18 protein-coding genes are annotated in these 20,449 nt (G+C 66.2%); 13 read left to right on the forward strand and 5 right to left on the reverse strand.

Translation table 11 applies throughout. The features are described 5' to 3' along the window. Nucleotides 1-22 precede the first annotated feature (22 nt). From KQ910_RS15685 to KQ910_RS15695, 3 genes are read left to right on the forward strand one after another with little or no spacing between them, the layout of a single operon-like run. A complete protein-coding gene (locus KQ910_RS15685; RefSeq protein WP_216962103.1) occupies nt 23-1,387 on the forward strand; it encodes a glutamine synthetase family protein in 1,365 nt (454 codons plus the stop codon). Then, nucleotides 1,384-2,547 (forward strand): iron-containing alcohol dehydrogenase, encoded by a 1,164-nt coding sequence (locus tag KQ910_RS15690; protein ID WP_439653329.1) that lies wholly within the window; start codon nt 1,384-1,386, stop codon nt 2,545-2,547. Before KQ910_RS15685 ends, KQ910_RS15690 begins: the two co-directional genes overlap by 4 nt. Continuing rightward, nucleotides 2,544-5,018, forward strand: coding sequence for a GcvT family protein (locus tag KQ910_RS15695; protein ID WP_216962107.1), 2,475 nt, complete (start codon nt 2,544-2,546; stop codon nt 5,016-5,018). The genes KQ910_RS15690 and KQ910_RS15695 overlap by 4 nt, the downstream gene beginning before the upstream one ends. On the opposite strand, the gene KQ910_RS15700 is transcribed toward KQ910_RS15695, so the two are convergent. Both KQ910_RS15700 and KQ910_RS15705 read right to left on the reverse strand, forming a co-directional pair. Continuing rightward, nucleotides 4,985-6,667: a Na/Pi cotransporter family protein gene (locus KQ910_RS15700; RefSeq protein WP_216962109.1), complete on the reverse strand. Its 1,683-nt coding sequence runs from the start codon at nt 6,665-6,667 to the stop codon at nt 4,985-4,987. The genes KQ910_RS15695 and KQ910_RS15700 overlap by 34 nt on opposite strands. A 71-nt stretch (nt 6,668-6,738) precedes the next feature. Then, nucleotides 6,739-7,605, reverse strand: a complete 867-nt coding sequence (locus KQ910_RS15705) for a LysR substrate-binding domain-containing protein (RefSeq protein ID WP_216962113.1) — start codon at nt 7,603-7,605, stop codon at nt 6,739-6,741. 73 nt (nt 7,606-7,678) lie between these two features. Between KQ910_RS15705 and KQ910_RS15710 the strand changes: the two genes are divergently transcribed. The 6 genes from KQ910_RS15710 (at nt 7,679) to KQ910_RS15735 (ending at nt 14,327) form a co-directional block, all read left to right on the forward strand. Beyond that, nucleotides 7,679-8,830, forward strand: coding sequence for a 2-aminoethylphosphonate--pyruvate transaminase (locus KQ910_RS15710; RefSeq protein ID WP_216962115.1), 1,152 nt, complete (start codon nt 7,679-7,681; stop codon nt 8,828-8,830). 10 nt (nt 8,831-8,840) lie between these two features. Next, nucleotides 8,841-10,100, forward strand: a complete 1,260-nt coding sequence (gene phnA, locus KQ910_RS15715; RefSeq protein WP_216962118.1) for a phosphonoacetate hydrolase — start codon at nt 8,841-8,843, stop codon at nt 10,098-10,100. A gap of 11 nt (nt 10,101-10,111) precedes the next feature. Continuing rightward, nucleotides 10,112-11,578 (forward strand): phosphonoacetaldehyde dehydrogenase, encoded by a 1,467-nt coding sequence (gene phnY, locus KQ910_RS15720; RefSeq protein WP_216962122.1) that lies wholly within the window; start codon nt 10,112-10,114, stop codon nt 11,576-11,578. A gap of 369 nt (nt 11,579-11,947) precedes the next feature. Further along, a complete protein-coding gene (locus KQ910_RS15725) occupies nt 11,948-12,802 on the forward strand; it encodes a bile acid:sodium symporter family protein (protein ID WP_216962124.1) in 855 nt (284 codons plus the stop codon). Between the two features lie 67 nt (nt 12,803-12,869). Then, nucleotides 12,870-13,694 carry an isocitrate lyase/PEP mutase family protein gene (locus tag KQ910_RS15730; protein ID WP_216962128.1) on the forward strand — a complete coding sequence of 275 codons (825 nt, stop codon included), beginning with the start codon at nt 12,870-12,872 and terminating at the stop codon, nt 13,692-13,694. 9 nt (nt 13,695-13,703) lie between these two features. Next, on the forward strand, nt 13,704-14,327 hold the full coding sequence (locus KQ910_RS15735) for a hypothetical protein (RefSeq protein ID WP_216962131.1): 624 nt from the start codon (nt 13,704-13,706) through the stop codon (nt 14,325-14,327). A gap of 3 nt (nt 14,328-14,330) precedes the next feature. Here the strand turns inward: KQ910_RS15735 and KQ910_RS15740 are convergent, their stop codons facing one another. Next, nucleotides 14,331-14,711 carry a rhodanese-like domain-containing protein gene (locus KQ910_RS15740; protein WP_216962133.1) on the reverse strand — a complete coding sequence of 127 codons (381 nt, stop codon included), beginning with the start codon at nt 14,709-14,711 and terminating at the stop codon, nt 14,331-14,333. Nucleotides 14,712-14,875: 164 nt separating this feature from the next. Here KQ910_RS15740 and KQ910_RS15745 point away from each other — a divergent pair, with 164 nt between their 5' ends. The 3 genes from KQ910_RS15745 to KQ910_RS15755 all read left to right on the forward strand — a co-directional run bounded on the left by KQ910_RS15745 (nt 14,876) and on the right by KQ910_RS15755 (nt 18,037). After that, a complete protein-coding gene (locus KQ910_RS15745) occupies nt 14,876-16,120 on the forward strand; it encodes an MFS transporter (RefSeq protein ID WP_216962136.1) in 1,245 nt (414 codons plus the stop codon). Then, a complete protein-coding gene (locus KQ910_RS15750) occupies nt 16,117-16,488 on the forward strand; it encodes a Rid family hydrolase (RefSeq protein WP_216962139.1) in 372 nt (123 codons plus the stop codon). Before KQ910_RS15745 ends, KQ910_RS15750 begins: the two co-directional genes overlap by 4 nt. 64 nt (nt 16,489-16,552) lie before the next feature. Beyond that, nucleotides 16,553-18,037, forward strand: coding sequence for a flavin-containing monooxygenase (locus KQ910_RS15755; protein ID WP_216962142.1), 1,485 nt, complete (start codon nt 16,553-16,555; stop codon nt 18,035-18,037). A 262-nt stretch (nt 18,038-18,299) separates the two neighbouring features. Here the strand turns inward: KQ910_RS15755 and KQ910_RS15760 are convergent, their stop codons facing one another. After that, the gene (locus KQ910_RS15760; protein ID WP_216962144.1) at nt 18,300-19,079 is read right to left on the reverse strand and encodes a 2-keto-4-pentenoate hydratase; all 780 of its coding nucleotides are present in this window, start codon (nt 19,077-19,079) and stop codon (nt 18,300-18,302) included. A 33-nt stretch (nt 19,080-19,112) separates the two neighbouring features. Between KQ910_RS15760 and KQ910_RS15765 the strand changes: the two genes are divergently transcribed. Beyond that, entirely contained in the window at nt 19,113-19,928 is an 816-nt protein-coding gene (locus KQ910_RS15765; protein ID WP_216962146.1) for an isocitrate lyase/PEP mutase family protein, read from the forward strand. A 60-nt stretch (nt 19,929-19,988) separates the two neighbouring features. On the opposite strand, the gene KQ910_RS15770 is transcribed toward KQ910_RS15765, so the two are convergent. Continuing rightward, a complete protein-coding gene (locus KQ910_RS15770) occupies nt 19,989-20,447 on the reverse strand; it encodes an ester cyclase (RefSeq protein ID WP_216962148.1) in 459 nt (152 codons plus the stop codon). Nucleotides 20,448-20,449: the final 2 nt, after the last annotated feature.

A 20,449-nucleotide genomic window follows, 5' to 3' on the forward strand; every position in this document is an offset into this window, starting at 1 on the left:
TCGGGGCAACGAGGGGAACTGAATGGAACCGCGGCAGGTCAGGACGGCGGCCGATGCGCTGAAGATCGTCAAGCAGCGCGGGCTCACCCACGTAAAGGTGGGCGTCCACGACATCGACGGCATCCTTCGCGGCAAGTACATCCACGTCGACAAGTTCCGCTCCGCCCTCGAGGGAGGCTTCGGCTTCTGCGACGTGGTGCTGGGCTGGGACATGAACGACCAGCTCTACGACAACGTCACCTACACCGGCTGGCACACGGGCTATCCCGACGCCAGCGTGCGCATCCTGCCGGAAACCTGCCGCGAGATCGCGACCGAGCCCGGCAACCTGATGTTCCTCTGCGAGTTTGTGGACAAGGCCGAGGAAATCTGCCCGCGCGGCACGCTTCGCCGGGTGCTGGCGCGGGCGAAGAAACTCGGTTTCGAGGTGAAGGTCGGCTTCGAGTACGAGTTCTTCGTCTTCGCCGAGACCCCGGAATCGATCCGCGAGAAGGGCTATCGCAACCTGAAGCCGATCTCGCCCGGCTTCTTCGGTTACTCGGTGCTGCGCAACTCGGTCCTGTCCGAGTGGTACGAGGACCTGCTCGCGATGTGCGAGGCGATGGACATGGGCATCGAGGGGCTGCACACGGAGACCGGCGCGGGAGTGCTCGAGGCCGCGCTGCGCGTCGACGATGCACTGGCCGCGACCGACAAGGCCGCGCTGTTCAAGATCTTCACCAAGGTGCTGGCGCAGAAGCGCGGCTGGCTCGCCACCTTCATGGCCAAGTGGTCGAAGGACTGGCCGGGCTGCGGCGGGCACATGCACATGTCGCTGTGGAAGGCCGGCAAGCCGGTCTTCTTCGACGAGAAGGCGCCGCACCGCATGAGCAAGACGATGCGCCAGTTCGTCGGCGGCCAGGGGGCGTTGATGCCCGAACTGCTGGGCATGGTCGCGTCGAACGTGAATTCCTATCGTCGCCTCATTCCCGGCTTCTGGGCGCCGACCGCCTCGACCTGGGGTGTCGAGAATCGCACGACGTCGCTGAGGGTCATTCCGGGCTCGGCCAAGTCGACGCGGGTCGAGTATCGCGTGGCTGCGGCCGACGCCAATCCCTATCTGGCGATCGCCGCGGCCATCGGCTCGGGCCTCTGGGGTATCGAGAACGGCATCGATCCGGGTGAGCCGGTCACGGGCAATTCCTATGAGAAGAAGCATCCGGCGAAATCGCAGCTTCCGCGAACGCTGATGGAGGCGGCCGGTCGGCTCAAGGCCTCGAAGCCCGCGCGCGATCTCTTCGGCGACGCCTTCGTCGATCATTATTCCGCAACACGCGAATGGGAAGAGCGGGAGTTCCGCAAGGCCATCACGGACTGGGAACTCGACCGCTACATGGAAATCATCTGATGTCTCTTGTCGGCAACTGGAACTTTCCGACCGCTATCCGCTTCGGCGCAGGACGAATCCGCGAACTTCCAGATGCCTGCAAGGCCGTGGGACTGAAGCGGCCGCTGCTCGTCACCGACCCGGGGCTGGCCAAACTCCCCATGATCTCGGAGGCGACGCTGGCGTTGCGGAAGGCGGGGATCGAGGTCGCGGTGTTCAGCGACGTGAAGCCCAATCCGGTGGCCGCGAACGTCGAAGCCGGAGTCCGGGTTCTGCGCGCGGGCAAGCATGACGGCGTTATCGCCTGGGGCGGCGGCTCGGGCATCGACACCGGCAAGGCCATCGCTTTCATGGCGGGGCAGACGCGGCCGCTGTGGGATTTCGAGGATATCGGCGACTGGTACACGCGGGCCAATCCGGCCGGCATCTATCCCTCGATTGCCGTGCCGACCACCGCCGGCACCGGCTCCGAGACCGGCCGAGCCTCGGTGATCACCAATGCCGAGACGCACACCAAGAAGGTGATCTTCCATCCGAAGATGATGCCGCAACTGGTCATTGCCGATCCCGAGCTGACGGTCGGCCTGCCGGCGAAGCTCACGGCCGGCACCGGCATGGATGCGTTCATCCATTGCTTCGAGGCCTATTGCGCGCCGGGCTATCACCCTTACGCGGAAGGCATCGCCGTCGAAGGCATGCGCCTGGTGAAGGAGAATCTTGCGCGCGCCGTCAGGGACGGGCGGGACATCGAGGCCCGCGGTCACATGCTGGCGGCCTCGCAGATGGGCTCGACGGCCTTCCAGAAGGGACTGGGTGCCATCCACTCGCTGTCCCATCCGGTCGGCGCGGTGCTCGACACCCATCATGGTCTCACCAATGCGGTCGCGATGCCCTACGTGGTGCAGTTCAATCGGGCCGCCATTGAGGACAAGGTCGTTCGCCTCGCGCGCTGGCTCGACCTGCGCGCCCCGACGTTCGAGGGCTTCATGCAGTGGACGCTCGACCTGCGGCGCGAGGTCGGCATCCCCCACACGCTGGCCGAACTCGGCGTGAAGGTCGAGCATCTCGACCGGTTCTCGGAAATGGCCGCGGTCGATCCGACCGCCGGCGGCAATCCCGTCAAGGCGGGCGTGCCCGAGATGCGCAGGATGTACGAGGCCGCTGTTGCCGGGAGACTGTGATGGCTGATTTTCCCACCCAGGCCCGGGTCGTCATCGTCGGCGGCGGCATCATGGGCTGCTCGACGGCCTATCATCTGGCCAAGCACGGCTGGAAGGACGTCGTCCTGCTGGAGCAGGGACGCCTGAGCGGCGGCACGACCTGGCATGCGGCGGGCCTGGTCGGCCAGTTGCGCAGCTACCAGAACCTGACGCGGCTGATCCGCTACAGCACCGAGCTCTATTCGAAACTCGAAGCCGAGACCGGGCTCGCGACCGGCTGGAAGCAGTGTGGTTCGCTCACCGTGGCGCGCACCGAGGAGCGCATGACGCTCCTGCGCCGCTCCGTTGCCATGGCCAACGCGCAGGGCGTCGTGTGCGAGCCGCTGACGCCGAGCCAGGCCGGTGACAAGTATCCCATCATGCGGACCGACGATCTGGTGGGCGCGGTCTGGTTGCCGGGCGACGGCAAGGCGAACCCGACCGACATCACGCAGGCGCTGGCCAAAGGCGCGCGCAACGGCGGCGTTCGCATCTTCGAAAAGACCCGCGTCACGGCGATCGAGACGGAGGACGCTCCGTCGGGGCCGCGAGTCACCGGCGTGCAGACGACCGAAGGCCCGATCAAGGCCGAGATCGTCGTGAACTGCGGCGGCCAGTGGGCGCGCCAACTCGGCCGCATGGTCGGCGTGACCGTGCCGCTCTATTCCTGCGAGCACATGTACATCGTCACGGAGAAGATGGAGGGCGTGCCGCGCGACTTGCCGGTCATGCGCGATCCCGACGGCTACATCTACTTCAAGGAAGAGGTCGGCGGCCTGCTGATGGGCGGCTTCGAGCCCGACGCCAAGCCGTGGAACAAGGACGTCATTCCCGACGATTTCGAGTTCGGCATGCTGCCCGACGACTGGGACCAATTCCAGATCCTGATGGATAACGCGTTGATCCGCGTGCCGTCGCTGGAGAAGACCGGCATCAAGACCTTCATGAACGGGCCGGAGAGCTTCACGCCCGACCTGAACTACATCCTGGGCGAGGCGCCGCAGCTTCGCGGCTTTTATGTCGGTGCCGGGTTCAACTCGATGGGTATCGCCAGCTCCGGCGGCGCCGGCATGGCACTGGCCGAATGGATCGTGGCCGGCGAGCCGACGATGGACCTCTGGCCCGTCGACATCCGGCGCTTCGCGGGCTTTCACGGCAACGATGCCTGGCTGCGCAGCCGCGTCGCCGAGACGCTCGGCCTTCACTACAAGATGCCGTGGCCGCAGCGCGAGCAGGAGAGCGGCCGCCCGTTCCGCCGCTCGCCGCTCTACGACCGCCTCAAGGCGCGCGGCGCGTGTTTCGGCAACAAGATGGGCTGGGAACGGCCCAACTGGTTCGCGGGCGCCGGCAAGACGCCCGACATGCAATATGGCTGGGGTCGCGGCGCCCCCGGTGGCTGGTTCGATGCCGTCGCCGCCGAGCATCGCGCGACGCGCGAAGGCGTCACGATCACCGACGAGACCTCGTTCGGAAAGCTGCTGGTGCAGGGGCGCGATGCCGAAGCTGTGCTGCAACGACTTTGCGCCAACGACGTCGCCGTGCCGGTCGGCCGCACGGTCTATACCGGCGTGCTGAACGAGCGCGGTACCTTCGAGAGCGATCTCACCATCGCGCGCCTCGCCCGCGACAAGTTCCTGGTCATCACCGGCTCGGCCCAGCCGATGCGCGATATGGATTGGCTCAGCCGTCACATGTCGCCGGACGCCAATGCCGTGCTGACCGACGTGACGTCGGGCTGGACGGTGCTGTCGATCATGGGACCGAAGAGCCGCGAGCTGCTGCAGAAGGTCAGCAAGGCCGATCTTTCAAACGAGGGCTTTCCGTTCGCCACCATTCGCGAGATCGGGGTCGGCTACGCCACGGTCCTGGCCTCGCGCCGCACCTACATGGGCGAACTGGGCTGGGAACTGTACGTCCCGGTGGAATTCGCCGTCACGGTGTTCGAGACGCTGCACGAGGCCGGCGCCGAGTTCGGCCTGCGCGATGCCGGCTACTACGCCGTCGAGACGCTGCGACTGGAGAAGGGCTACCGTGCCTGGGGCCGCGAGTTGACGCCCGACGACACGCCGTTCCACGCGGGCCTCGGCTGGGCGGTGAAGCTCGACAAGCCGGGCGGCTTCATCGGCCAGAAGGCACTTCTGGAAGCCAGGGGCAAGCCACTCGCGAGACGGCTCGTTTCCGTGGTTCTGGAAGATGGCGAGCCGCTCCTATGGGGCGGCGAGGCGCTGCTGCGCGACGGCAAGTCGGTCGGCGATCTCACCTCGGCCGGCTACGGCCACACGCTCCGCGCTTCGGTGGGCCTCGGCTACGTAAAGCGCGCCGACGGCGCGGCGATCGACACGGCCTGGCTGGAGAGCGGACGCTTCGAGGTCGACCTGGCCGGCACGCGGTTCGCCGCAAAGGTCTCTCTGCGCGCGCCCTACGATCCCAGCGGGTTGCGAATCAGGGGCTGATCCGTCGTCTTGAGGCGCGTCTCGGCCAGTTCTCCCGCCGCCTCGAGGATCGGGTAGGCCACCGTTGCCAGGTGGCCGTTGATGCGCTTGAGGTCGCGGACCACGTCCATGTGGATGGAGCTGGTCTCGATCGATTCCGGCCGGCCCTCGCGCAGGCGGGCATAGTGGCTGTCGGCCGCGCGTGCCTCGGCCTCGCGCATCGCGGTTTTCTCGGCGACCAGTCGGCGGGCCAGGGTGATGTCGCGGGTTGTGAACACGTTCAGCGCCAGCCTGAGATTGTCGAGCACGCGGGCATGGAAGGCGCGCAGCTCCGCCGTGCCCTCGGCGGAGAAGGCGTAGCGATTCCTGATCTTCTTGGCGGCCAGTTCCATCAGGTTCTTGTCGATGATGTCGCCGGCATGTTCGAGATTGGTCACGAAGGTCAGGATCTCGACGTAGCGCCGGCCGTCCTCCTCGCCGAGTTCGGTGCGTGAGGTCTGGATGAGGTAGAGTTTGATCGCCTCGTAAAGACTGTCGACCGCATCGTCCGCGGCCTCGATCGACTTCATGGCGCGCGCGTCGTTGCGCTCGAAAACGTCCATCGTCTGGCGCAGCATGTCGGCGACCTTGTCGCCGAGATTGAGCGTCTCGCGCATGGCGCAGGCCAGCGCCTCGGCCGGCGTATCGAGCACGTTGGGATCGAGGTTGCGCGGCTTGCCCGGGTCGTCAGCCTGGGGGCGGTCGGGCACCAGGCGGCGACACAGCGCGGCCACGGGATCGATCAGCGGCAGGAAGACGATCGCGGCCACGACGCTGAAGGCCGTATGGAAGTTCACCAGCAGGCGGCCGGGCGCCGGATCGAGCATCATCAGCCAATGGTGGAGCTGGCCCAGGAACGGCAGAAGCGCGAGGCCGACCAGCACGCGCGTGATGAGGTTGCCGAGTGGCAGGCGCCGTGCCTCTTTGTCGGTCGCGGCCTGGTCGAAGTAGGGGGCGATCGCGCCGCCGATGTTGGCGCCGATCACCATCGCCATGCCGAGCTTGGGGTCGATGATGCCGCTCGTGGCGAACGACATGACCAGCAGCACGGTCGACAGGCTGGAGTGGATGAACCAAGTGGCGGCGGCCGCGACCAGGACCGCCATGACATATTCGTCCTGCAGTCCCGCCAGGACCGCAACGAAGGCCGGGGCGTTGCGCAGCGGCAGGGCGGCGGCTTCCAGCAGGTGAAGCGACAGCAGCATCAGGCCGAGGCCGATCGCGACGCGGCCGAGATGGCGCGCGCGGTCCGAACTGTTCGACAGGAAGGCGATGACGCCGGCCGCGATCATCAGCGGCGAGATCCAGCCCAGCGGGAAGGACAGGATCTGGGCCGTCAGTGTCGTGCCGACATTGGCCCCCAGCATCACCGCGAGGCCGATCGAGAGGGAGATCAGCCCGCGACCGGCGAAGGAGGCGAGCAGCAGGGCGGTCGCGGTGCTGGACTGCAGGATGCCCGTCAGCAGCATGCCGCCGGCGAAGGCCGAGAAGCGGTTGCGCGAACAGGCGCCGATGGCGCGACGCAGGGTGGCCCCGAAGGCGCGCGTCAGGCCCGTGCGCACCATGCGCACGCCCCACAGCAGCAGGCAGACGCTGCCCAGCACGTTCAGGATCGTATCGATGCCCTGCATGATCGCGGAATCCTACGCCTCGCCCTTGAACGATGAAAGTTTTTTGACGGATTTGTTACGGTGCATGCTTTTCAGGACGCAAGTCGCGTCGCTTCGTCCATGAAGGCTCGAACGAGCGCAACGCGCCGACGCTCCTGCAGGCACACGGCATATTCCGCGACGGCGAGATCCTGGTCGGTGATCACGATGCGCCGGAAGCGGCGATCCTCGCCCAGTTCGCTTGCGAACACTGCGCCGACGCCGAACCCTGCCGCCACTGCCTCGCGCACGCCTTCGCGGGTCTGCACCTCGACGATGGAGGCCGGCCTGATATCGGCCGCCGCCATCGCCTGCTCAAGCACTTCGCGCGTGATCGAGCCGCGCTCTCGCAATACCAGCTCCTGGTCGTTGAGCGCGGAGAGGGGCGTGCGGCCGCGTTTGGCGAGCGCGTGGCCCGCGGGTGCGAACAGGACCAAGCGGTCGGTACGCAGACGGACGGCGTGCAGGCGTGGATCTGAAAGGCTTTTGGCCATCACTGCGACATCGGCTTCGTGGCGCAGCAGGCGCTCCAGTACGACGGCGGAATTGTCGATCGACAGCGCGAAGGTGAGGCCGCCCGCCCGTTTGCGCAACGCAGCCATGATCGGCACGACATGGTGCGCGGAGTCGGCGGCGATGCGGAGATGTCCGCGCGTCAGCGCCCGCTCGCCCAGCAGCAGCGCCTGCGCCTCGTCTTGAAGGGCGAACAGGCGAGTCGTCACGCCATGCAGCTGGCGGCCGGTTTCGGTGGGCGTCACGCTGCGACCGCGCCGGTCGAACAGGCGCACGCCATAGGCCTTTTCCAACGCCGTCACCTGGCCCGAGAGATTGGGCTGGCTGAGGCCGGCGGCGCGGGCGGCGGCGGAGAAGGAGCCGGCCTCGGCCACGAGGTGGAAGGCGCGGAGTTGCGTTGGCGTCATATATAGAAAACCAATAGTTAACATACGGATTATATACTGGACGGATAGAAACCGCGAGACGATCATTCGCCCCATGACCACCAAGCCTGCTGCTTCCGAAACCGGCGATCCGCTGCTGCTGACGCCGGGCCCGCTCACCACCTCGGCCAGCGTGAAGCAGGCCATGGTCCACGATTGGGGCTCCCGCGATCAGGGCTTCATCGCCATCAACAAGATGGTGCTGGAGAAGATCGTCGAACTCGCGGGTGCTCAGGGAACGCACGTCACCGTGCCCGTCCAGGGCTCCGGCACATTCGCCGTCGAGGCGATGATCACCAGCTTCGTGCCGAAGACCGGCAAGCTGCTGGTCGTCATCAACGGCGCCTATGGCCAGCGCGCGAAGAAGATTGCCGAGATTGCCGGTCGGGCGGTGGCAACCTACGAGACGCCGGAGGACACGCCGCCCGACCTCGCGAAGCTGGAGGCGATGCTGGTTGCCGATCCGGCCATCACCCATGTCTTCGCCGTTCATTGCGAGACGACCTCGGGCATTCTCAATCCGATCGCCGACCTCGCCGCGCTGGTGAAGAAGCAAGGTCGCCGCCTGCTGGTCGATTCGATGTCGGCCTTCGGCGCGATCGAGATCGATGCGCGCAGCGTCCATTATGACGCGCTCGCGGCGTCCTCGAACAAGTGCCTGGAAGGCGTGCCGGGCCTCGGCTTCGTCGTCTGCCGCAGCAGCGCGCTCGCCGAGTGCAAGGGCAACGCCACGACCCTGGTGCTCGACCTGCATGACCAGGCCGAAGGCTTCGCCAAGACCGGCCAGTACCGCTTTACGCCGCCGATCCACGTCATCGTGGCGCTAGGCAAGGCGATCGAGGAGCATGCGGCCGAGGGCGGCGTAGCGGGACGCGGCAAGCGCTACCGCGAAAACGCCAAGGTGCTGATCGACGGCATGCGCGCCATGGGTTTTCAGACGCTTCTGCCGAATGACCTTCAGGCGCCGATCATCATCACCTTCCACATGCCGACCGATCCTAAGTTCGTCTTCCAGAATTTCTATGACGGGCTCAAGGACCGCGGCTATGTGATCTATCCGGGCAAGCTCACCGTGGCAGATTCGTTCCGCATGGGCTGCATCGGCCGGCTCTATCCCGACCATATGCGCGGCGCCCTGGCGGCGGTGCGCGAGGTCCTGGACGAGATGCGGGTCACCAACGGCGGTCCGGCGCTGGCGGCAGAGTAGGGAAAGAAATATGGCACCCGACAGCATCAACGTCAGCGGCGGCGACATCTCCGTCAACGGCCGCAGCTACCGCCTGCCCAAGCAACCGATCGTCGTCGTATGCGTCGACGGCTCGGAGCCGGGCTATATCGAGCGCGCCGTCGAGGCGGGCCAGGCGCCGTGGTTCGCCCGGGTGCTCAAAGAGGGCACCAACCTGATCGGCGACTGCGTGGTGCCGAGCTTCACCAACCCGAACAATCTCTCGATCGTCACCGGCCGCCCGCCGTCCGTCCACGGCATCTGCGGCAACTATTTCCTCGATCCCGATACGGGCAAGGAAGTGATGATGAACGATCCGAAGTTCCTGCGGATCGAGACGCTGTTTCCGGCCTTCCAGCGCGCCGGCTGCCGCATCGCCGTCGTCACCGCCAAGGACAAGCTGCGCGGCCTGCTGGGCAAGGGCCTGGAACTCGGCGCCGGCAAGGCCTGCTCCTTCTCGTCGGAGAAGTCCGACAAGGCGACCCTGGCCGAAAACGGCATCGACCATGTGAACGAGCTGGTCGGCATGGGTGTGCCCGACGTTTACAGCGCCGGCCTTTCGGAGTTCGTGTTCGCGGCTGGCGTCAAGCTGATGGAGCGCGACCGGCCGCAGATCATGTATCTGTCGACCACCGACTACATCCAGCACAAGCAGGCGCCGGGCACGCCGGTCGCCAATGCCTTCTACGCCATGATGGACGGCTATCTCGGCAAGCTCGACGCCATGGGCTGCACCATCGTCGTCACCGCCGACCACGGCATGAACGCCAAGTTCGGCAGCGACGGCCAGCCCGACGTCATCTACCTTCAGGACGTGTTCGACGGCTGGGTGGGCAAGGACAAGGCCCGCGTCATCCTGCCGATCACCGATCCCTATGTCGTGCATCACGGCGCGCTCGGCTCCTTCGCGGTCGTCTATTGCACCAATCCGACGGAGTGGGCCGCGAAGCTGAAGGCGATGCCGGGCATCGAGGCGGCGCTGACCAAGGAGGAGGCGGCCGCCAAGTTCGAGCTGCCGGCGGATCGCCTGGGCGATCTCATCGTCGTCTCGACCCAGCACAAGGTGCTGGGCACCTCGGCCTCGCGGCACGATCTCTCGGGCCTCACCGAGCCGCTGCGCAGCCATGGCGGCATCTCCGAGCAGCGCGTCCCGCTGTTGTGCAACCGCAAGCTCGCGGACGGCGCGGCAGCCGCTTCGCATCGCTGGCGCAACTTCGACGCCTTCGATCTCGCCCTCAACCTCGTCGCCTGAGAGACCTGACCATGGACACGATCACGACTAAGAGCGAGCGGGCAGGCTCCGACGTCCGGCACGAATATCTCCGCATCGCCGGGAAGAAGGTCGAGACCAAGGCGCGGCTCGAAGTGCGCTTCCCCTGGGACAACCGTCTGGTCGGTACCGTGCCGCGCGCCACGCCCGAGCTGGTGGCAGAGGCCTTCCAGATCGCTCACGACTACAAGCCCAAGCTGACGCGCTACCAGCGCCAGCAGATCCTGCTGAAGACGGCCGACCTGCTGGTCTCGCGCAAGGAAGAGCTGTCGCGCCTGATCACGCTGGAGTCGGGCCTTTGCCTCAAGGACTCGCTCTACGAGGTCGGGCGCGCCTACGACGTGTTCACCTTCGCGGGCCAGCTCTGCATGCTGGACGACGGGCAGACCTTTTCCTGCGATCTCACCCCGCACGGCAAGTCGCGCAAAATCTTCACCCTGCGCCAGCCGCTGAACGCCATCTCGGCGATCACGCCGTTCAACCATCCGCTCAACATGGTCGCGCACAAGCTGGCGCCGGCCTTCGCGACCAACAACTGCGTCGTGCTGAAGCCGACCGAGCTGACGCCGCTCACCGCGCTGTTCCTGGCCGACACGCTCTATGAGGCGGGCCTGCCGCCGGAGATGCTGTCGGTGATCACGGGCAATCCGTCGGACATCGGCGACGCGATGATCGTCGATCCGCGCGCCGATCTCGTGACCTTCACGGGCTCGGTCCGGGTCGGCAAGTACATCGCCGAGAAGGCGGGCTACAAGCGCATCGTCCTCGAGCTGGGCGGCAACGACCCGCTGATCGTCATGGAGGATGCCGACCTCGACAAGGCGGCCGAACTGGCCGTCGCCGGTGCCACCAAGAATTCCGGCCAGCGCTGCACCGCGGTGAAGCGCATCCTGGTCGTCGACAAGGTGGCCGATGCCTTCGTCGAGCGCGTTCTCGCCAAAGCGAAGAAGCTGAAGGCCGGCGACCCGCTCGATCCCGAGACCGATGTCGGCACCGTGATCCACGAGCGCGCCGCCACGCTCTTCCAGAACCGCGTCAGCGAGGCGGTGGCCAGGCATGGCGCGAAGCTGCTGCACGGTAACGACCGCCAGGGCGCGCTCTTCCCGCCGACCGTGGTCGACCATGTCGATCCGCAGGCCGAGCTGGTGCGCGAGGAGACGTTCGGGCCGGCAATCCCGATCATTCGCGTCAAGGATATCCACCACGCCATCCAGGTCTCCAACGGCACGGCCTACGGCCTGTCGTCGGGCGTCTGCACGGATCGTCTCGACTACATCACGAAGTTCGTCGACGAACTGCAGGTCGGGACGGTGAACGTCTGGGAAGTGCCCGGTTACCGCATCGAGATGTCGCCGTTCGGCGGCATCAAGGATTCAGGGCTGGGCTACAAGGAAGGCGTGCTGGAAGCGATGAAGAGCTTCACCAACGTGAAGACCTGGTCGCTGCCCTGGCCGGGCTAGGCCAGCCGCATTACGGGGGCGTTGTATCGGCTTTGTCCCAGCCGTTGCCTGGATTGTAGCAGGTGATGGCTGCGGCCCTGGTCGCGGTGTCCGGGCCGATAGATTTGCCCCAATTTGGCCCGGCTAGCTCTTTGGCACGCCAACGCCAGTGCACGCGGGATGCCGCAGAGAGTAATTGATGTTTGACTGCAGATTCTGTGATACCCAACGAGTGCGCGAACTCGGGGGAATGACGATGAAGGTCAGGGTGATCACGCGCGTGCTGGTCCTGGCGGGGCCGAGCAAGGGCAGCCTGATGTATCCGTTGCCCCTGCGATAAGCGGACGAGGTGAGACTATTACTTCACCCGAAGCCGCATAGAGTCGCGTCGTGACCGTTGCGTTGCTTGTCCTGCTGAAGGTGATCGTGACCGTGATCATCTTTGGCATCGGCCTCGACTCCACGCCGCGTGACGCGGTTCGCCTGTTTCGCCATCCCGCCCTGCTGTTGCGCTCCGTACTGGCGATGTACGTGCTGGTGCCGCTGGCAGCGCTCGCGCTGGTCAAACTGTTGCCGCTGTCGCCGGGCGTGGAGGCGGGCCTGCTCGTGCTCGCGGTTTCGGCCGGCGCGCCGCTGCTCCCGCGCAAGCTGCTCGGCATCGGCGACGGCGCCTACATCTTCAGCCTCGTCGTCGTCTCCTCGGTACTGGCGGTGATCCTCGTGCCGGTGTGGCTCGAAATCCTCGTGCCGCTGTTTCCGCGGTTGCCGCATTTGGCGCCGGAACGGGCCGCGCTGATCCTGGGCGAATCGTTCTTCCTGCCGTTGCTGGCCGGCATGGCGGTGCGGTGGCTGTTTCCGAGGTTCGCCGCGTGGACCGGCGGCCGGCTGGTCGGTGTCGCCGGGCTGTTCCTCGCGCTGACCGCACTCGTCCTGCTCGCGGTGAACTGGCACATCGTGCTCGAGGTCAATTGGCAGGGCGTTGCGGCCCTGGCCGTGCTGATCCTGATGGCGCTGGTCATCGGCCATCTGGTGGGCGGACCGAAAGAGGAGGACCGCACCGCGCTCGCCGTGGCGTGCGCGACCCGACATATCGGCGTCGCCGTCGTCGTGGCGACGTCGATGCCGGGGGCGCGCGTCGCCATCGTGATCTCGGTCTATATCGCGATTTCGGTGGTGATCACGCTGCCCTACACGCGATGGCGCCGCAAACGCACGCCTGAACCCAGACAGGCTCCGCCGAAATAATCTCGATTGCCCTGAAGCGCGCGTGCGGGACAAACTGCGGCGCATTTTCGAGTACGGGGAATTGTCCATGAGTGTCAGCCAGGCCGAGAAGGCCCGCAAATTTCGTGCGCTCCATGACGCACCGGGCGCCTTCGTCATTGCCAACCCCTGGGACGCGGGCTCGGCGCGCGTGCTGGCCGGTCTCGGGTTCGAGGCGCTGGCCAGTTCGAGCGGCGCCAAGGCCGGCGTACTGGGCAAGCGGGACGGCAAGGTGACGCGTGAGGAGGCGCTGGCCAATGCGCGGCTGATCGTGAACGCCACCGACCTGCCGGTGGCTGCCGATCTCGAGAAGGGTTTCGGGGATTCGCCCAACGACGCCGCCGAGACGATCCGCCAGGCCGTCGGCATCGGTCTGGTCGGTGGTTCGATCGAGGATGCCACCGGCAACCCGGATCAGCCGCTGTTCGACATCGACACGGCCACGATGCGCATCAAGGCGGCGGTGGAGGCGGCGCGTTCGCTGCCGGTCCCGTTCGTTCTGACGGCGCGTGCAGAAGGCTTTTTGCGCGGCAAGCCGGACCTGGGCGACGTCATCAAGCGCCTGCAGGCCTTCGAGGCGGCGGGTGCGGATGTGCTTTTCGCGCCGGGCCTGCCCGATCTCGCCTCGGTGAAGAAGGTCTGCGGCGCGCTGCGCAAGCCCTTCAACTTCATGGTCGGCATCAGGGGCAAGTCGTTCAGCAAGGCCGAGCTGGAGGCGGCCGGCGTGAAGCGGATCAGCCTCGCCACCTCGCTGTATCGCGCCGCGATGGCCGGCCTGATCGAGGCCGCCACCGAGGTGAAGGACAAGGGTACCTTCTCCTATCTCGACCGTGCTGTGCCGACGCCCGATCTCAACGCCTTCATGAAGGAGTAGGAGCGGGCGATGCTGACCGAAGAAGAGATGAAGCGCATCGCGGCCGAGGAGCGCTATCGCCATTCGATCCGCATGTCCCTCGAACAGGAAGCGGCCAAGCCCGCGGCGGAGCCTGCGCCGTCGCCGGCTCCGGGATTCGGCTCGAAGGTCTATGAATTCCTGAACAGCTCCGTCGGCATGTGGCTTTTGTCTTCCGTGGTTCTCACCGGCGGCGCGGCTTTCCTGCAGCAGGTCCAGCACGAGCACGAGATCGCGCAGAAGAACCAGGCCGACCTGATCAATCATCGCTTCGAGATCGAACACCGGCTGGACGGGATGAGTTTCCTGCTGCGCCGGGCCAAGACGGTCGGCGAGGCCAAGGCCGCGCTGGCCGGTGTCTTCAAGAGCGCGATCCCCCTCACGCCGGAGCTGCAGAACCGCAGCCTCGCCTCGCTCTACCTGACGGTCTATCCGATGCTGGCGGGGGGAGAGAAGGAAAAGACCAACAAAGCCTACAATCTGGTCAAGCAACTCGAGGACGTGGAACTGCTGCTCCAGCCGCTGCCGGACGACAAGCCGATCGACGAGGATCAGCGCAATCAGATCACCAAGCTGCTGACGGCGATACAGCAGCTCAAGTTCGCAGAGAAGTAGGCCTCAGGCCTTGTCGACCGATCCACCGCTATCGACCCAGTCCTTGAAGCCACCGAGGTTGAAGACATTTGCGAATCCGAAATCCTTCAGGACCTTGCCGCTGAGCGCGGCACGGCCTCCCGAGGCGCAGTAGACGATTACGGTCCTGGACTTGTCGAAGGCCTTGTCGTGGTAGGGCGAGTCGGGATCGGCGCGGAACTCCAGCATGCCGCGCGAGACGTTGACCGCGTTCGCGACCTTGCCGCTGTTGGCGACCTCGGCGGTGTCGCGCACGTCGACCACGAGCGTGTTGCCCTTGGCGATCATGTCCTTGGCCTCGGCCGGAGTGATCTTCGGCACGACGGCGTTGGCGGCCTCCATCATCTGCTTGACACTTGTGGGCATGAAATCCTCCTGGCGATTCCGCGGATACGGGACAGGGCGCGAACTCAACGCGCTCGCCCAGCCCGCTGGCACGAATGCTGCTCCCTCCTATAAGGTGCCGCAAACATGAAGTTGCAAGGAAGCGGCCCTGGTGAATTCGTCCCGCCGCATCGGGACAGGTCGAGTTGAGCGCCCTGTTCCATGGCTGGCGGGTCGTCGGAGCCTGCTTCGTCATTGCCGCCGTGGCCTGGTCGCTCGGACTTTTCGGCTCCAGCGTGTACCTCCAGGCCGTGACGTCGGCGCACGGCTGGCCGATCGCCGAGGTCGCTTCGGCGATCACCGTGTTCTTCCTCGTGAGTGCCAGCATCCAGCGCGTCGTGGGCCGCAGCATCGACCGGTTTGGGCCGCGCCCCGTGCTGTTGCTGGGCCTGGCCTGCATGGCGGCGGGCGTGGCGCTGATCGGACAGGTGAGCGCGTCTTGGCAGCTCTATCCCTGCTTCGTGCTGCTCGGCTTCGGTTGGTCGACGCTCTCGATGACGGGCATCACCACGACGGTCGCGCCGTGGTTCGAGCGCCATCAGGGCCGGTCGATGACGCTCGCCATCATGGGGGCGAGCGTGGGCGCCATTGCGGGCGTGCCGCTGCTGCTGCTCTCCATCGGCGAGCTCGGCCTCGGGCGAGGACTGATCGTCGCCAGCGTCGTCGCGGTATCGCTGCTCGGTCCGCTGATCGGCATCGTCCTGCGCTATCGCGGCCCGGCCGATCTCGGCCTGCCGCGCGATGGCGAGGCCCCGCGAAAGGACGCACCGCCGATACTCCACCTCGCGCCGATCGCCACGGCCGCCAATCGACGCCTGCTGCTGTGGAGCGCTACCGTGGCCTTTGCGCTGGGCCTCACCATCCAGATCGGCTTCATCACCCATCATGTGGCCCTGGCCGAGCCGCTGCTGGGACGGGCGGGGGCCGGAATGCTGGTCAGCGCGGCGGGCTTGTCCGCGTTCGTTGGCCGCCTGATCCTGGCGCGCATCGTCGATCGCGTGAACGCGCGGCGGCTGGGCTGCTTCGTCATGATCGCGCAGGCGGCCTCGCTGCTGGCCATCGCGTTCTGGCCCACCGTGCCGGTCCTCGTCGTGGCGAGCCTGGTCTATGGCTATGGCATCGGCCATGTGACGACGCTGGGTCCGGTCGTCGTACGCCGCGAGTTCGGCGCGGCGGCCTTCGGCACCACCTATGGCACGGCTGCCACCGTGATCCAGCTTACCTCGGCGCTCGGGCCCGCCCTGTTCGGCTTCCTGCGCGATGGGTTCGGCGGCTACGGGCCGGGCTTCGTCATCGCCGCCCTCGTCACCCTGATCGGCTGTGCATCCCTGTTCATCGGCGGTCGCGCCGGAGTCATAATGCCCGGTGACCCGCCAGGAGTGAAAACATGAGTACCAACGACATCACCCGCGTTCCCAACCCGCGGGTGCCGGCCAAATCGTCGGTCGCGATCTACCGCCTACCGGGCGGTGGTGGATTCCTGTGGGGTGTGGCGACGTCGCCGGACCGTACGCAGGACATCCGCGTGCAGACGCTGGGCGCGCTGGGTGTGATCGACGGCTATCTGAAGGACGCCGGCCTCGACCGCACGCGCATCGTGAAGGCTGAGATCGTCGTTACCGACCACGACAACAAGCCGGCCTTCGACGAGGCCTGGGCGACCTGGATGCCGGCCAACCAAGGCCCGGTCCGCTCCTTCGTGCAGTCGGTAATGCCCGAAGGCGACCTGATCGAGATCATCGTCACGGCCGCCCTGTAGCGGTGCCTGGAGGGGTGCGGAAAGGCGAGTTGCCAGTCGGAATGGTTTCCGCAATGAAGTCGGGATGGATACGATCATCGCCCCGGCTTCGCAGAGCCGCACAGCCTCTGAACATTTCGACGTACTGATCGTCGGCGCCGGGCTTTCGGGCATCGGCGCCGCCTGGCACCTGCAGAAGAATTGCCCGGGCAAGAGCTACGCCATCCTCGAGGGGCGTGCCGCGAGCGGCGGCACGTGGGACCTGTTTCGCTACCCCGGCGTCCGTTCCGATTCCGACATGTACACGCTCGGCTATCGGTTCCGCCCTTGGAAGGACCCCAAGGCCATCGCCGACGGTCCTGCGATCCTGAGCTACATTCGCGAGGTCGCGAGCGACCACGGCATCGACCGCCGCATCCGCTACGGCCATCGCGTCGTCGGCGCTTCCTGGTCGACCCCGGATGCGAAGTGGACGCTCGAGATCGAACGCGGCGACGAGCGCGTGTTCATCTCCTGCGGCTTCCTCTGGATGTGCAGCGGCTACTATCGCTACGAGGCAGGCTACCTGCCGGAGTTCCCGGGCATCGATGGTTTCAAGGGCCGGGTCGTGCATCCTCAGCACTGGCCGCAGGATCTCGACTATGCCGGCAAGAAGGTGGTGGTGATCGGCAGCGGCGCCACCGCCGTGACGGTCGTGCCGTCGATGGCCGAGACCGCGGCGCACGTCACCATGCTTCAGCGCTCGCCGACCTACGTCGTGGCACGGCCGGCGCAGGACCCGATCGCGAACAAGCTGCGGCGCCGGCTGCCGCTCAAGCTCGCCTACATGCTGACGCGCTGGAAGAACGTCCTGCTCGGCATGTATTTCTATCAGATGTGCAAGCGCAAGCCGGAGAAGGTGAAGAGCCTGATCCTGGGCGGCGTGCGCCAGATGCTCGGACCGGACTACGACGTCGCCACGCACTTCACGCCGAAATACAATCCCTGGGACCAGCGGCTCTGCCTGGTGCCCGATGCCGATCTCTTCCGCGCCATCCGCAAGAACAAGGCCTCGGTCGTGACCGACACGATCGAGACCTTCACGGAGAAGGGCATCAGGCTGAAGTCGGGTACGGAGCTGGAGGCCGATGTGGTCGTGACGGCGACCGGTCTCGTGGTGCAGCCGCTCGGCGGCGCAAAACTGGTCGTGGACGGCAAGCCGGTGAAGCCCTCCGACACCATGATCTACAAGGGCATGATGTATTCGGACGTGCCGAACCTCGCGGCGGTGTTCGGCTACACCAACGCCTCGTGGACGCTGAAGGCCGATCTCGTCTGCGAATATGTCTGCCGCCTGCTGAACTACATGGACCGCAAGGGCTTCAGGCAGGCGACGCCGCACAGCAGCGACCCGACGCTTACCGAGGAGCCGTGGGTCAACTTCTCCTCCGGCTACATCCAGCGCGCGCTGCCGCATCAGCCCAAGCAAGGCAGCAAGCGGCCGTGGAAACTCTACCAGAACTACGTGCTCGACCTGCTCACCCTTCGCCATGGCTCGGTGCGCGACAAGGCGATGGTGTTCACGAAGTAGGACACTCGTGTCATCCCGAGCGAAGCGAGGGATCCTTCCTGGGCCTGAAGGATCCCTCGGCTGCGTCTCGGGATGACACGTTTCTTAGAGTGTTTCCGCTTCCGATCGACCCGCACACCTCATCCTGAGGAGCGGCCGCAGGCCGCGTCTCGAAGGATCGGCAACAGACGTGGTGCTCGTGCCCATGCTTCGAGACGCGCTCCTGCGGAGCGCTCCTCAGCATGAGGTTGGTGTTGGTGATTCTATCGTACTCGGAAAGACGCTAGGTGATCGAGACGGTCACCGAGCCGAACGGGCCGAAGTCGGCCAGGAACGTCTCGCCGGGCTTGGGCGCCAGCATGCCGGTGAGCGTGCCGGTGCTGACCATCTGGCCTTCCTTCATGCCGACGCCGGTGCGCGACAGTTCGTTGGCGAGCCAGGTGAGCGGCACCATCGGATGGTCGAGTGCGGCGGCGGCCGTGCCCTTGCGGCGCAGGCGGCCATTGGACGAGAGCGTCGCCTCCTGTCCCGGAATGTCCCGGTTGCGCCAATCCTCGATGGCGGGACCATAGACGATCGTGCCGGAGCCGGCGCCGTCGGCCAGGACGGCGGGCAGGGGCGGGAACGACTCGTCGTGAATGAAGCGGCATTCCGCGAGTTCAAGCCCCGGATGAAGCGACGCGACCGCGTCGGTGACTTCCTCGACCGTGTAGGGCTTGTCGCGCGGCGGCAGATCGCGGCCCAGCTTCGCCTGGTACTCGACCTCGGGGATCGGGCTTGCAAGCGCTGCATGCACGGCGCTGTGCGGCGTTTCCTTCAGGAAATAGACTCGGCCGTAGATCGGCGAATCGGTCCGCAGAGCCTGCTGCATCTCCTCCTTCATCGCCGCGATCTTCCAGCCGAGCACAGGCCAGCCCAACTCCTCGGCGACCATGCCGGCGATCCGATAAGCCGTCGCCTTGTCCGGCGGCACGAGATGCGGGGCGAGGCCGCTCTGGCCGCGATGTTCGCGGCGGAGCATGGCGAGGAGGCGGGCGAGTTCCCGTTGCGCGGTCAGGTCCATCGGTGTTCCTTAGCAGAAAGCGGAGGAGACGAAATGCGGACGCAGGCGGAAAAGGGACAGGTGTTTCGTGAACTGCACGATCGGCCGGGTCTGCTGCTGCTGCCCAATCCCTGGGATGCCGGCACGGCCAAGCTGCTGCAGTCGCTGGGCTTCGAGGCGCTCGCGACCACGAGCCTCGGCATGTCGAACGCGCTGGGGCGCGTCGACGGCGACAATGCGGTGAGCCGTGACGAACTGATCGAGAACTGCCGCGTCATCGCGAGCGCGACCGACCTGCCTGTGAACGCCGATCTCGAGAACGGCTATGCCGATGATCCGAAGGAGGCGGCCACGATCCTGCGCGACGCGGCTGCGGCCGGCATCGTCGGCGGGTCGATCGAGGATTGGAGCGGCGAGAAGATCTACGACTTCAATCATGCCGTGGAGCGCGTGGCGGCGGGCGCCGAAATGGCCCGATCGCTGTCGGTGCCCTTCACCTTCACCGCGCGGGCCGAGAACCTGATCCGCGGTGTGAAGGATCTCGACGACACGATCCGCCGCCTGCAGGCCTTCGAGAAGGCCGGCGCCGACGTGTTGTACGCGCCGGGCCTGCTCGACCTTGCCACCATGCGTACGGTTGCCTCCGAGGTAACGAAGCCGCTGAATGCCGTGATGACCGGCGCCGACCCCAACCTCACGGCGGACCAGATCGCAGCGACGGGCGTGAAGCGCATCAGTATCGGCGGCTCGCTCTCGCGCCTGGCGCTGGCGGCTTTCATGAGGGGCGCCAAGGAAATGAAGGCCGGCAGCTTCCTGTGGATGCGCGACACGATGCCGACCAGCGACCTCAAGAAGGTGTTTCGGAGCTAATTCCCGTCGTCCCGATTGAAGCCGCCCTTCGGTCGGCTCCGCCCGGGACGACGGTTTGCTTTAAGCGGCCTGCCGGTAGGGCAGTTCGTCGAGAGCGGGAACCGACGGGCCGCCGATCTGGCGCAGGAGCGCGCCGAGATCGTAGTGGAAGCGCTCGCTCACCATCAGGCCGTCGCGGAAGCCCAGAACCACCACGAACGGCTGCACGATCGTTCGGCCGGTCGGCTCGATGCCGAGAAAGCGGCCGATGTGACGGCCATGCCATGTCGCCTCGGCCATGCACACGTTGTCAGCGGTCCAGGCCGAGACCTGGCCCGGCCCGCGCTTTACCTCGACGTCGAAGGTGGTCCACCATTGCCGATAATGCGCCGCGGCGCCGTCGCGGCCGTGCCAGGTCTGGCCGGTCGCGAGATCGTCGAAGCGGCATTCGGGATGAAGAGTTGCGAGAGTTGCTTCCAGGTCCTGGTTGTTCTCGGCCACGAGGTGATGTTGCGCGAGTTCGGCGAGCTTGGGGTCCACGG

The organism is Reyranella humidisoli, from assembly GCF_019039055.1.
Taxonomy (GTDB): Bacteria; Pseudomonadota; Alphaproteobacteria; order Reyranellales; family Reyranellaceae; genus Reyranella; species Reyranella humidisoli.

Excerpts from the sequence above, each read along its gene's own strand:
- KQ910_RS15685 (WP_216962103.1), top strand. The coding sequence starts at position 23 with ATGGAACCGCGGCAGGTCAGGACGGCGGCCGATGCGCTGAAGATCGTC.
- KQ910_RS15700 (WP_216962109.1), bottom strand. The coding sequence starts at position 6,667 with ATGCAGGGCATCGATACGATCCTGAACGTGCTGGGCAGCGTCTGCCTG.
- KQ910_RS15705 (WP_216962113.1), bottom strand. The coding sequence starts at position 7,605 with ATGACGCCAACGCAACTCCGCGCCTTCCACCTCGTGGCCGAGGCCGGC.
- KQ910_RS15710 (WP_216962115.1), top strand. The coding sequence starts at position 7,679 with ATGACCACCAAGCCTGCTGCTTCCGAAACCGGCGATCCGCTGCTGCTG.
- phnA (WP_216962118.1), top strand. The coding sequence starts at position 8,841 with ATGGCACCCGACAGCATCAACGTCAGCGGCGGCGACATCTCCGTCAAC.
- phnY (WP_216962122.1), top strand. The coding sequence starts at position 10,112 with ATGGACACGATCACGACTAAGAGCGAGCGGGCAGGCTCCGACGTCCGG.
- KQ910_RS15730 (WP_216962128.1), top strand. The coding sequence starts at position 12,870 with ATGAGTGTCAGCCAGGCCGAGAAGGCCCGCAAATTTCGTGCGCTCCAT.
- KQ910_RS15735 (WP_216962131.1), top strand. The coding sequence starts at position 13,704 with ATGCTGACCGAAGAAGAGATGAAGCGCATCGCGGCCGAGGAGCGCTAT.
- KQ910_RS15740 (WP_216962133.1), bottom strand. The coding sequence starts at position 14,711 with ATGCCCACAAGTGTCAAGCAGATGATGGAGGCCGCCAACGCCGTCGTG.
- KQ910_RS15750 (WP_216962139.1), top strand. The coding sequence starts at position 16,117 with ATGAGTACCAACGACATCACCCGCGTTCCCAACCCGCGGGTGCCGGCC.
- KQ910_RS15755 (WP_216962142.1), top strand. The coding sequence starts at position 16,553 with ATGGATACGATCATCGCCCCGGCTTCGCAGAGCCGCACAGCCTCTGAA.
- KQ910_RS15760 (WP_216962144.1), bottom strand. The coding sequence starts at position 19,079 with ATGGACCTGACCGCGCAACGGGAACTCGCCCGCCTCCTCGCCATGCTC.
- KQ910_RS15765 (WP_216962146.1), top strand. The coding sequence starts at position 19,113 with ATGCGGACGCAGGCGGAAAAGGGACAGGTGTTTCGTGAACTGCACGAT.